This window comes from Mesorhizobium sp. M7A.F.Ca.US.002.01.1.1, from assembly GCF_004022955.1.
GTDB lineage: Bacteria > Pseudomonadota > Alphaproteobacteria > Rhizobiales > Rhizobiaceae > Mesorhizobium > Mesorhizobium ciceri.
In genome coordinates, this window is record NZ_RZQE01000160.1 from 1 (window position 1) to 11,665 (window position 11,665).

General features: G+C 63.4%; 11 protein-coding genes and 1 pseudogene. 5 read left to right on the plus strand and 7 right to left on the minus strand.

Translation table 11 applies throughout. The features are described from left to right. Positions 1-481, plus strand: a 481-nt coding sequence (locus tag EN932_RS17165) for a helix-turn-helix domain-containing protein (RefSeq protein WP_128368937.1), incomplete at its 5' end; no start/stop codon positions are given. A gap of 11 nt (positions 482-492) precedes the next feature. On the opposite strand, the gene EN932_RS17170 is transcribed toward EN932_RS17165, so the two are convergent. The 3 genes from EN932_RS17170 to xylA all read right to left on the minus strand — a co-directional run bounded on the left by EN932_RS17170 (position 493) and on the right by xylA (position 3,001). Further along, entirely contained in the window at positions 493-702 is a 210-nt protein-coding gene (locus EN932_RS17170; protein ID WP_013528291.1) for a hypothetical protein, read from the minus strand. Between the two features lie 260 nt (positions 703-962). Continuing rightward, complete coding sequence (locus EN932_RS17175) at positions 963-1,439, minus strand: N-acetyltransferase (RefSeq protein WP_013528290.1); 477 nt, start codon at positions 1,437-1,439, stop codon at positions 963-965. A 236-nt stretch (positions 1,440-1,675) separates the two neighbouring features. Beyond that, on the minus strand, positions 1,676-3,001 hold the full coding sequence (xylA, locus tag EN932_RS17180; protein WP_024501968.1) for a xylose isomerase: 1,326 nt from the start codon (positions 2,999-3,001) through the stop codon (positions 1,676-1,678). A 112-nt stretch (positions 3,002-3,113) separates the two neighbouring features. Here xylA and EN932_RS17185 point away from each other — a divergent pair, with 112 nt between their 5' ends. After that, positions 3,114-3,476, plus strand: a complete 363-nt coding sequence (locus EN932_RS17185; RefSeq protein WP_013528288.1) for a nuclear transport factor 2 family protein — start codon at positions 3,114-3,116, stop codon at positions 3,474-3,476. A gap of 32 nt (positions 3,477-3,508) precedes the next feature. Here EN932_RS17185 and xylB read toward each other — a convergent pair whose 3' ends face one another. After that, a complete protein-coding gene (gene xylB / locus EN932_RS17190) occupies positions 3,509-4,963 on the minus strand; it encodes a xylulokinase (protein WP_027161005.1) in 1,455 nt (484 codons plus the stop codon). Positions 4,964-5,045: 82 nt separating this feature from the next. Continuing rightward, the gene (locus tag EN932_RS17195; RefSeq protein WP_127368672.1) at positions 5,046-6,368 is read right to left on the minus strand and encodes a tetratricopeptide repeat protein; all 1,323 of its coding nucleotides are present in this window, start codon (positions 6,366-6,368) and stop codon (positions 5,046-5,048) included. A 224-nt stretch (positions 6,369-6,592) separates the two neighbouring features. On the opposite strand from EN932_RS17195, the gene EN932_RS17200 reads away from it, so the two are divergent. Next, the gene (locus EN932_RS17200; protein ID WP_127385132.1) at positions 6,593-9,382 is read left to right on the plus strand and encodes an autotransporter outer membrane beta-barrel domain-containing protein; all 2,790 of its coding nucleotides are present in this window, start codon (positions 6,593-6,595) and stop codon (positions 9,380-9,382) included. A 52-nt stretch (positions 9,383-9,434) separates the two neighbouring features. On the opposite strand, the gene EN932_RS17205 is transcribed toward EN932_RS17200, so the two are convergent. Beyond that, entirely contained in the window at positions 9,435-10,058 is a 624-nt protein-coding gene (locus EN932_RS17205) for a LysE family translocator (protein ID WP_023761181.1), read from the minus strand. Positions 10,059-10,154: 96 nt separating this feature from the next. Continuing rightward, a complete protein-coding gene (locus EN932_RS39550; RefSeq protein ID WP_013528283.1) occupies positions 10,155-10,277 on the minus strand; it encodes a hypothetical protein in 123 nt (40 codons plus the stop codon). Positions 10,278-10,515: 238 nt separating this feature from the next. On the opposite strand from EN932_RS39550, the gene EN932_RS17215 reads away from it, so the two are divergent. Together EN932_RS17215 and EN932_RS17220 are read left to right on the plus strand one after the other, a co-directional pair. Further along, positions 10,516-11,283 (plus strand): L,D-transpeptidase, encoded by a 768-nt coding sequence (locus EN932_RS17215; protein ID WP_127370519.1) that lies wholly within the window; start codon positions 10,516-10,518, stop codon positions 11,281-11,283. 100 nt (positions 11,284-11,383) lie between these two features. Further along, positions 11,384-11,665: pseudogene (locus tag EN932_RS17220) on the plus strand (6-phosphofructokinase); the annotation flags it as partial.

The window sequence follows — 11,665 nt, forward strand, 5'->3', positions numbered from 1 at the left end:
GTTCACCTCGGGCGGCGCGTCGCCGACCTTCGACCTGATGCTGCATCTCATCCGCACGAGGCTCGGCATGGCCGTCGCGCTCGATGTCGCCAGCGTCTTCATCTACGACCAGGCGCGCGCCGCCACCGACGCACAGCCGCTGGTCTCGCTCGGCCGGCTCGATGGCTACGATCCGCGGCTGGCGCAAGCGATCCGGCTGATGGAAGCGCATGTCGACCAGCCGCTGACCATTGAAGCGGTGGCCAAGCGCGCCGGCGTGACGGCACGGACGCTGGAGAGCATCTTTCGCAAATCGATCGGCGAGACACCGGGCGCCTATTATCTCAGGCTGCGCCTGGGCGCCGCGCGCCGGCTGGTAGTCGATACAAGGATCGCCATGGCCGATATTGCCGGGCGGACCGGATTCTCATCCGCCGCGGGGTTTTCAAGAGCGTTTTCAAGGGCTTTCGGCGAAGCGCCGGTCAGGCTGCGCCGGGGCTGACTATGATAGAATCAGGCAGCGTTCTGACGGTCGCTGCCGCCGTCGATCTGCGAGCGCATTTGCTTGGCAAGATGGGTCTCGAAACGGCTGGCCACAGCGCGATCCCATTCGTTCGAGCGGCGCGTGCCGTCCTTCGGATGCGGCATTGCCATCAGCCGGTCGATGATCGATCCAGCCTCGCCAGGTGAGAGCAGGGCGTCGATTTCACGTTCGTTCTGCATATCGGTTCGCCTCCTTCTTCCTCTCCCGCCACGAGCCACTCTTATACGAGATTCGTGACGGCAGTTTGAAGGCAAGAGCGAGGTTATTGAAGGGCGTCGAAGGGCAAAACCATGTCGCTGGACCGGGCCATGCGCAAAGCTGTTCCTGCGCCCAGGCAGGTCAGGTCAACGAGAAATCTATTGTTGGATTGCGCAATTCCCAAGGCAAAGCGCTGTACGCTTTTCCCGGGGAAACCGTTACCCACTTTTCCTGGAATTGCTCAAAGCCGCTTTTCGAACAGCACCGTGGTGAAGCCACTGTCCCATTCGTCATCGGGATAGCGGCTTTTCTCGATATAGCCGACCGCTTTGTAGAGTGCTTGTGCGGGCAGGTTGAACGTGTCGGTCTCCAGCCGCGCCTGCGCCAATCCGGCCGCACTGACCGCCTGTTCGGCATGGGAAAGCAGCTTGCGGCCGACACCTTGGCCTTGACGGGATGCCATCACGTGCAGGGCCTCGATGAAATCCGCGCGCCAATGGATCAAGCCGGCGACCTCGCCATCGATCTCGGCAACGGCGAATTCAGGCCAGCTCTGGTCGACATAGCGCCCGCCAATATCCGTCTCGACATAGCGTTGCGCGGCTGCTTCGGTGATGTTCGGCAGCCAGGTGCCTTCGAAGGTTTCCTGCAGCACCTGCTTCAGCGCCGGAATATCGCTCGCCTGCGCCGGGCGCACAATGATTCGATCCTCTGCCATTTCCGTCTCCTGCCAATGCATGTCGCCCAAAGTGCACAGCGATTTGGGACGACGACATGCCGCCGCACGGGTCCTCTTTCGGTGACACGTGTAGCGTCCTGGTCTCACGCAGGCTGCCGAAGATCTGTGCGATCCTCGGCAGCTTGTCGCGAAGTGGGCTGACTAGCAGATGGCGATGGCGGCGGCTTTCAGCCAGTGGCGCCGGATGTCGGTCCAAAGATGAAGCGGCGCTCGCCCTACACGTAGCGGTTGACGATGTTTTCCAGCAGTTCCTGGCGGCCGGACCTCGGCTGCGGCTCGATCTTCTTCTTGACGACACGCTCGGCGATATCCTCAAGCGTGCGCTTGCCGGCAAGCATCGCCTTGCCCTCGGCCGTGTTCCAGCCGGCATAGCGTTCGGCCAGCGGCGCCGACAGTGCCTTGTCCTCGACCATGCGCGCCGCAGCTTTCAGGCCGCGAGCGCAAGAGTCCATGCCGCCGATATGGCCGATCAGCAGGTCCTGCGGATCGAGCGACTGGCGGCGCAGCTTGGCGTCGAAATTGGTGCCGCCGGTCTTGAAGCCGCCAGCCTGCAGGACTTGGTAGTAGGCCAGTGCCATTTCCGGCACGTTGTTGGGGAACTGGTCGGTGTCCCAGCCCGACTGGTAGTCGTTGCGATTCATATCGATCGAACCGAAAATGCCGAGCGCATTGGCCAGAGCCAGTTCGTGCTCGAAAGAATGGCCGGCCAGGATGGCGTGGCCCTGCTCGATATTGACCTTGACCTCCTTCTCCAGCCCGAAGCGCTTGAGGAAGCCGTAGACCGTGGCGACATCGTAATCGTACTGATGCTTGGTTGGCTCCTGCGGCTTCGGCTCGATCAGGATCGTGCCCTTGAAGCCGATCTTGTGCTTGTAGTCGACGACCATGCTGAGGAACCGGCCGGCCTGTTCCTGCTCGCGCGCAAGGTCGGTGTTGAGCAGGGTCTCATAGCCTTCGCGCCCGCCCCACAGCACGTAGTTTTCGCCCTTCAGCCGCTTGGTGACGTCGATACAGCTTTTTACCGTCGCCGCCGCGTAGGCAAAGACATCCGGATCGGGATTGGTGGCCGCGCCCGACATGAAGCGGCGGTTGGAGAACAGATTGGCGGTGCCCCAAAGCAGCTTGACGCCGGTCTGCTTCATCTTGCCCGCGAAGTAGTCGGCGATCTCATCGAGGCGCGCCGCACTCTCGGAAAAATCCTTGCCTTCCGGCCGTACATCGGCGTCGTGGAAGCAGAAGTAGGGCGCGCCGAGCAACGAGAACATCTCGAAGGCGACGTCTGCTTTCAGTTTTGCCAGCTCCATCGTGTCGGTGCCGCCGGCCTTGGGAAACCACGGCCGGTCGAAAGTCTGGCCGCCGAACGGATCGCCACCCGGCCAGGCAAAGGAGTGCCAGTAGGCAACGGCGAAGCGCAGATGATCTTCCAGCCGCTTGCCGGCGACGACCTCATCGGGATTGTAGAACCTATAGGCCAGCGGATTGGTCGAATCCGGCCCTTCATATTTGATCTTCTGGATGTCGCCGAAAAATCCACTGCTCATGATTTCTGTCCTCTCACAAAGTTCTGACGCCATTACCTCAGGCGTAATTGGTTTCACGCCGGCGCTGGTTGAAAAGGGTCATGTCAAAGCCACCAAACGAAGGAGACAGACCATGACCGACCTCACCAAGATCGCTAAAAACTACATCACCGCCTGGAACGAAAGCGATGCCGGCCGCCGGGCCGAATTGCTCAAGGCGACCTTCACGGAAGACGTCAGCTACCGCGATCCGCTCATGCAGGGTGATGGCCATGAAGGCGTCGCGGCTCTGATCGACGGCGTGCAGCAGCGCTTTGCCGGTTTCCGGTTCTCGCTGAAGGGTACGCCGGACGGTTTTGCCGACAAGATCCGCTTCTCGTGGAATCTCGGACCTGAGGGGACGCCTTCGGTGATCGAAGGTACCGACATCGGAATCATCGAGAACGGCCGCCTCAAGAGCGTCACCGGTTTTCTCGACAAGGTGCCGGCGCAGTGAGCCGGACAGCCGCGGCGTGGGCGAAAGACCGTTCACGCCGTGGCGACCCTGATTGCCGGGTACAGCGCCCGGTAGCGCTGATAGGCATCGGCATAGGCGCCGCCGAGCGCCGCATCCGGTTCGATAGTTGCGTCCGTCCTCGGGGCCGTACAGATTTCGAGCGGATCGGCACCCGTCGCCGCGATCAGGCCGAGCCGCGCGGCACCAAAGGCGGCGCCGAAGTCGCCGTCGGCAGGAATGTCGACAGGCAGTTGAAGCGCGGTGGCAATCGCCTTCAACCAGTAGCGTGAGCGCGAACCGCCGCCGATCGCCGTCACCCGCGTCAAGGCTGTGCCGGCCGTGGCCAGCGCTTCGAGGCTGTCGCGGAAGGCAAAGGCTACACCCTCCAGCACGGCCTGGGTCAGCACGGCACGGCTCGATTGATGCGCCAGCCCGGTGAACGCGCCGCGAATGGCGGAATCATTGTAGGGCGTGCGCTCACCCGAGAGGTATGGCAGGAAGGACACGCCGCTCGGCGCCTTCAATGTGTCGCCGAGCTCAGTGGTCAACTCGCCGGCGCTCTTCCCGGTGATTTCCGACAGCCAGTTGAGCGAATCGGTTGCCGACAGGATGACCCCCATCTGGTGCCAGGTGTTCGGAAGCGCGTGGCAGAAGGTGTGAACCGCGCTAGCCGGGTTGGGCAGGTAGGAAGCGTTGGCGGCAAACAGCACACCCGACGTGCCGAGCGAAACAAAAGCGTGGCCGGCGCCAACCGTGCCCATGCCGCAGGCCGAGGCCGCGTTGTCGCCGGCGCCACCGGCGATCGGAATGCCGGCCTGGACGCCCCACTTCGATGCCAATTCGCTGCGCAATGCGCCTGCCTTCTGCGTACCCTCGACCAGCGACGGCATCTGCTTTTCATCGAGCGATGTCGCCGCGAGCAAATCCGCACTCCAGCGCCGCTTGCCGACATCGAGCCAGGACGTGCCGGCAGAATCCGACATTTCCGAAATGTGCTCGCCCGAAAGCCAGAGCCGCAGGAAATCCTTGGGCAGCAGCACTTTTGCGACCTTGGCGAAGACAGCGGGCTCGTTGTTCTTCACCCAGGCCAGTTTCGGCGCGGTGAACCCGGGAAAGACGATGTTGCCGGTCAGGGCGCGGAAACGCGGATCGGCATCGAGGACGGCGGCCTCGGCATGGCTGCGCGTGTCGTTCCACAGGATGCAGGGGCGCAGCACCTTGTCGGCGGCGTCAAGCAGCGTGGCGCCATGCATCTGGCCAGACAGGCCAATGCCCTTGACTGCCGCGAGTTCATGCGGATGGGAGGATTTGAGCTCGGCGATTGCGTCTTCGCAGGCCCGGATCCAGTGCTCGGGATTCTGTTCCGACCAGCCGGGGTGCGGCCGTGAAACATCAAGCGAACCATGGCCGGAACCGATGACGGTTTGCCCGGCATCGATCAGCAGCGCCTTGACGCCCGACGTCCCGAGATCGAGGCCCAGATACATGTCTTCCTCCCACGCCAGTTAATTTTTTCGGGTCTCGAAAAAATCTGGCTTGGCCAGTTTTTAAAACAAGATCCGCTTCGGGTCAATTCTCCGACAAATCGGCGGCGCGTCGCACAAACAGCGCTGACAGCGGACTGTCGGGCCGCGCCATCGAACGCTCCGCCGTGAGCGCCCTGGCCAGCGCACCCTCACCGGCGCGCAAGGCCGCCTCGATCAGCGTCAGGTCGATGACGTCGCGCTGGGCGTGGCTGCCACCGAAACGATGTGCGATCGCGCGGATCGGCCGGATCAGGCGCGCGGTCTCGGCGTAGCTGCCCTCACCGAATGCCTTGATGGCGAGCGTCAGCGGATGGCCGACATCTCGCGTGAAAGCCGCATTGTCGTCGCTGCCACGCATGGCCTCGCGCTGAGCCTCGAGCAAGGCGAGGGCCGGCGCATCTAACCCGGCACCCACGAAGGCCATCATCGCGTGGGCGTCGTTGAAGGCATAAAGGCCCGCTCCCGCCTTGCCCCAGTTGGCGGCGAGTGCCGCCCAGCGGTCGCCGACATCGACGCCGCCGAGGTGGAGCCGCCACAGGATTGCCGAGGCATCGACCATGTTGAGCGCCATCGTCGATTGCACGCTGTAGATAGGGCCGTCATAGAGGGCCAGCACCGCGTCGGTCTCGCCGAGATCATAGTGGAACAGCGCCAGGTGCCACCAATTGTGGACCTGCAGGAAGCTCTCCCGTGTCCACGCTTCCGGATTGGCGCGCATCCAGGCAATGCCATCCCTTTGCCGGCTTTGCATCTCCATGACATGGGCGACGGCGTGCTGCGCCCAGCCGTCGCGCGGCTCGATGTCGACTGCCTCGCGGCCAAGCTGCTCGGCCCTGACATAGTCACCCATTTCCTCCAGCCCGAAAGCCTGCATGCCGAGCATGGCGTGGTAGCCGGGCATGCCGCTTTGCCACGAAGGCAGGGCACGAGCGATGCGGTCGCGCAGCATGCGGGCATTGCCGGTGAAGAAATCGATCTGGTGGCCGACCTGCAGCGCCAGCCCGTCGCGCGGGGTCTCGATGGTGATGTCCTCGAGAACGCGGCTGGCCTCATGCCAGCGCCCGCTGGCGAGATGGCCAAGGGCCGAGACATGCGCCCGCTCGCGCGTGGTCGCGGCAAGCGGCAGTGCGGCCTCATGGCAAGCCTTGGCCACGGCCGTCGCCTCCCGCTCGGTGGCGAGGCCGAAGAGATATCCCTTGAAGACATGGGCCATGACGAAGCCGGGATCTTCAGCGATGGCGCGGTCGACGGAAGCTACGGGATCGCCGATGAAGCACTGCAGTTCACGCACTGCCTGGCTGTAAGGCGTGAATCCCGCCTCCGTCGCGCCCGAAAGTGCCAGGCCGAATGCGTCCCTGGTTGCCATGCGATGTCCTTTATCGACCCGTGACAGGCCCTTGATCCTTCGGCCCAAAGCGATCCTAAAGCATAGGCCACGGACACGCCAACCGTGCGCTACGCCAGACCTTTCAGTAGTCTTTGCAGTTTAGCAACCATGCGGGGCAGATTAGGCTTTGTAAAATTGAATGAATTGTGTCTTCATTGCGGCGGCTGGCGGGGGCTGGAAATCGCGAATCGAGAGGGGACGCGATGCGGCATGTGAAGAACTCGCTTCCGAACAGTCGTTCGGCGGATGTGCAGGTGACAATTGCTTCGCAATGGCGAAAGCCGCATCCGTTACATCCGTGGCTTATTAGCATCCTCTCAACTACAGCTTTTGCGTTGCTGCCCAACTCCGCCGCGTTTGCCGCATGCGTGCTGGCTCCATCCGCCGGAAACACCGTCTACACCTGTGACAGCGGCGACTCAGGCGGCAGCCTCACCGATCTCGACGGCGACAACACGCTGAATTTTCCCGCCGGCGGCACCGGGCAGATATCAGGCAATGTGACCTTTGGCGTCGGCACGGACCGCATCGACATGCAGTCAGGCACCATAACCGGCACCGTCGATCAGGGTGGCGGCACGGATTTCTTCAAAATTGGCGCGGGCACCGTCACCGGCAATGTCCAGCAGGGCGCCGGCATCGACGACTTCAACATGAGCGGCGGCCAGATCGGCTCGCTCAACCAGGGCGACGGCCTCGACACCTTCACCATGACCGGCGGACGCATCGTCGATTTCTTCGACGATGGCGACCACGCCGTGATGACCGGTGGCCGCATCGGCCGGGTCAACATGAAGCTCGATCAGAACTATTTCAACATGTCAGGCGGCACCATCGACCGCAACCTCGTCACTGGCTTCGACAAGGACACGATCATCCTGTCGGGCGGCACCATCGGCGGCAACATCAGCGTCAGCGGCGGCAATGACAGCGTCACGGTCACCGGCGGCACGGTCGGTGGCGATATACTGATGAGCTTTGGCGCCGACAATTTCGTCTGGAACGGTGGCGGCATCATCTATGGTTCCGTCGATCTCGGCGGCGATAACGACACCGCCAGGCTCAGCAACCTCACCAACGCCAATCTCGGTGCCACGGATGCCATATCAGGTGGTGCCGGCACCGATGCGCTGACCCTGGACAACGTCAAACTGGATGGCGTCAGCCGGCTCCAGAACTGGGAAAGCATCGACGCCACCAATGACACCCAGCTGACGATGGACAGCAATCTGGTGCTCGGCGACAGCGGCACCGGCACGGGTTCGCTCAGTGTCGATGCCGCAAGCACGCTCTACGGCGGCGGCTTCAATGCGGCGATCCAGGCGTTTACGGCAGGCCAGCTGGCGCAGGTCACCAATGCCGGGCGCATCGACCTGACCAATGGCAGCACCGGCGCCACCGACAGCCTGACGATTTCGGGCAATTATGTCGGCCTGGGTGGCCTGCTGCTTATCCAGACCGAGCTCGGTGACGATTCCTCCGCATCCGACAAGTTGGTCCTGTCGAGCGGAACGGCTTCCGGTTCGACCGGCATCTCCGTGGTCAATCTCGGCGGCGCGGGGGCTGCGACCACGCAGGACGGCATCATGGTCATCCAGGCAATCAACGGCGCCACCTCGGGCGCCACGACATTCGCGCTCGACGCCCCGGTCGCCGCCGGGGCCTTTGAATATTATCTGTTCAAGGGCGGCGTCAGCGCCGGCAGCGAGGAGAACTGGTACCTGCGCTCGACGCTGAACACGCCGGCCCCGCCGGCCGCAGCCCCGCCGGCGCTGGAACCTGCTCCGCCGCCGGCACCTGAGCCGCCGGCGGCCGAACCGCCGCCGCCGCCGCCCATCGACCCTGCGCCGCCGCCTCCGCCGGAATCCACCCCCGGCGATCCCGATCCGGTTGATCCGGCGCCGCCGGTCGTGCCGGCCGATCCGCCGCCCGCGACACCACCGCCACCACCACCGGCACCAGTGGCGGATCCGCCCCCGCCGCCGCCGGTGGTGCCAACTGAGGTGCCCGACCTGCCGACAGCGGCGGCGGGCGAGGAAATCCTGCTCTATCGCATCGAGGTTCCGGTCTATTCGGCCTTGCCGCCGGTCGCCGAACATCTGGCGATGACGACGCTCGGCACATTCCACGAACGGCGCGGCGAGCAGAGCCTGTTGTCGAACACCGAGCTGTCGCCGGTCTGGGGCCGCATCTTCGGTCAGGACAGCAAAATGGCCTATTCAGGAACGGTGTCGCCGTCCTTTGACGGCACCCTGTTCGGCCTCCAGGCGGGCTTCGATCTGTTCGGCCGCGAAACCGCGTCGGGCCAGACCGATCGCGCCGGCCTGTTCGTCGCCTATGCCAGCATGAATGGCGACGTGCGCGGCCAGGCGCTGGGCAGGGACAATCTGTCCGTCGGCAGCATGGATATCAACGGCACCAGTATCGGCGGCTACTGGACCCGGATCGGTCAGGGTGGCTGGTACCTGGACGGCGTCCTCATGGCCACCTTCTTCGGCGGCAACGCAACATCGTCGCGCGACATTGGCATCGACGTCGGCGGGACCGGCGTCACCGCTTCGCTGGAAGGCGGCTATCCCATCGCGCTGGCGCAAGGCTGGACGCTTGAACCGCAGGCGCAACTGGTCTGGCAGCAATTGTCGCTCGACGATGCGTCGGACCGCTTTGCTTCGGTTTCCTTCGATACGGACGGCAGCGTGACCGGCCGGCTCGGCGCACGGCTGCAAGGCGAAACAGCGATCAATGGCATGGCGCTGCAGCCGTATCTCAAGGCCAACATCTGGCACGATTTCGGCGGCACCAGCCATGTCAATTTCGACACCACCGACATCTCGACCGAGGGCAGATCGACCTCGTTCGAGTTCGGCGGCGGCGTGATTGCCAAGGTGACGGACAAGGTCAGCATCTTCGCCACCGGCGACTACACCACCAATCTCGGTGGCGACAAGCGTCGGATCCTCGAAGGCAATCTGGGCTTCAGCGTCAAATGGTAAGGCCGGTCATGATCCCGAAAACCAGTTTCGGGATCATGATCAAAAAGACAGCTTAATTGCTGGAACGCATCGCCACCGTGGCGATGCCGGCGCCGACCAGCAGCGTACCGCCGGTGCGGTTGAAGATGCGGATCGCCTTGGGATTGCGCACCACGTTGCGTGCGCGTGCCGCGATCAGCGCATAGCCGAAGGCATTGGCGAAGGCGAGCGCCAGGAAGGTCGTCTCGAAGATCAGCATCTGCGTCCAGAAATCGGCGTGCCGGTCGAGGAACTGCGGCAGGAAAGCAACGAAGAACGTGATGCTTTTCGGGTTGAGCGCGGTGACGAGCCAGGCGTGCGCCATCATCTTGGCCGAGGAGACCGCGTCGGTGCGCGGTTCGGCCTTCAACGCGCCGCCGGCGCGAAACAGTTTCACGCCAAGATAGATCAGATAACCGGCGCCGATCAGCTTCAGGATGGTGAAGACGGTCGCCGAGGCCGCCAGCAGCGCGCCGATACCCAGCATCGACAACGTCATCGCAGTGAAATCCCCCAACGCCACGCCGACGGCCATCGGCAGAGCGGTACGCCAGCCCTGGCCCAGCGCATAGGACACGACCAGCAGGATGGTCGGACCTGGAATGATGAGAAGGATCGTCGATGCGGCAGCGAAGGCGGCCCAGTTTTCGAAGGACATGCTCGTCTCCTTTGAGCTTAAAGAAGAGGATAAATCCTTAGGCCCGGAAGAATGTAAAGAGGCGATTTCCCTAACTGCGCCAGCGGCAGATCGGTGTCAGTTCGCGCCGCTCAGCGTGCTCACTATATCGGCCAGGCTGACATTGGCACCAAGAACGGTTGCCGCCGCGACAATGGCAGCGGCAAAAAGCTTGATGTCGGTTTTTAAGGTCTTGCACATGGAGGCCCCTCGCTGATGGTTCGAGGAGTAGGAGACGCCGGCGCCGGGAATATGACTCGACCGAGGTCTTTTTGTGCAGCAGCCTTCGTTCAAGTTCAGGCAAGAAGGTCGAACATCGCCAAGGCCATGCGCAAATGCAGGCTGTGCAAGCTCTTCACGCTTTATCAACCATGAATGAGGAAAATGCCTGCTATCCGGCCGGACCGTGCTTCCCGCCGACAGCGTAGGGTCTGGGTATATGCGTGAGTTGCCGCAAGGTCTGACGCCGCCGCGAAATGGCGACGCAATCGAAACCGATCATCATCTTTGCCGCCGCGCCATCCTGTCCGGGGCAGGGGCGCTTGCGCTGCTGAGCGCCGCCGGTTGCTCGACCTCGGGCGGCGGCCTGCCGGCGCTCGAGCTCGACGACGTCACCACGGGTTCCGTGCGGCCGATCCGGCCAAGCATCAGCGTCGACAAGAACGTCACCAGTCCCGGGGTCATGTATGCCGGGCTGACCGACGGCGGCTTCAACGTGCCGGAAGTGCCATATCTGAAGGTCAAGCCGGAATTCCGCCGCCAGATCGTCGTCGACACGACAGGCGAGGCGCCCGGCACCATCGTCGTCCATCTCAAGGAGCGCATGCTCTATCTCGTCCAGCCGGGTGGCGATGCCATTCGCTACGGCGTCGGCATCGGCAAGGACGGTTTCCGCTGGTCCGGCCGCGCCAACATCCAGTACGGCAGGGAATGGCCGACCTGGACGCCGCCGCCGGAGATGATCGCCCGCAAGCCTGAACTGGTGAAATGGCAGGCCGGACAGCCCGGCGGCCTCACCAATCCGCTCGGCGCGCGTGCCCTCTACATCTACCAGGACGGCAAGGACACCGGCTATCGCATCCACGGCTCGCCCGAATGGTGGAGCATCGGGCAAGCGATGTCGTCGGGCTGCGTGCGCCTGATCAACCAGGACATCATCGACCTCTACAGCCGCGTCTCCAAGAAAAATCCGGTCGTCGTCGTCTGACGCTTATGCGGCGTGTTGGCGCCGCTCGAAACTCCCGTTGCGCGATGCGGCAAGACAGGCCAAGGTGCCTTGAAAACCATCGCGCCGGGAGAAATCAAGCATGGCTGGAACGTTTGTCATCGCGCAGGGCGGCGGCCCAACCGCCGTCATCAACCAGACGGTTGTCGGGGCGACGCTGGAGATCCGCAAGCGGCATCCCGGTGCCAAGGTGCTGGGCTCGATCCATGGCGTGCGCGGCATCCGTGACGGCAATTATGTCGACCTTTCCGCCATTCCGGAAGACCGCCTGCGGCTGATTGCCGGCACGCCGAGCGCCGCCCTCGGCTCGACGCGCGACAAGCCCGACGCCGCCTATTGCGATGTCATCCTCAACGGCCTGAAG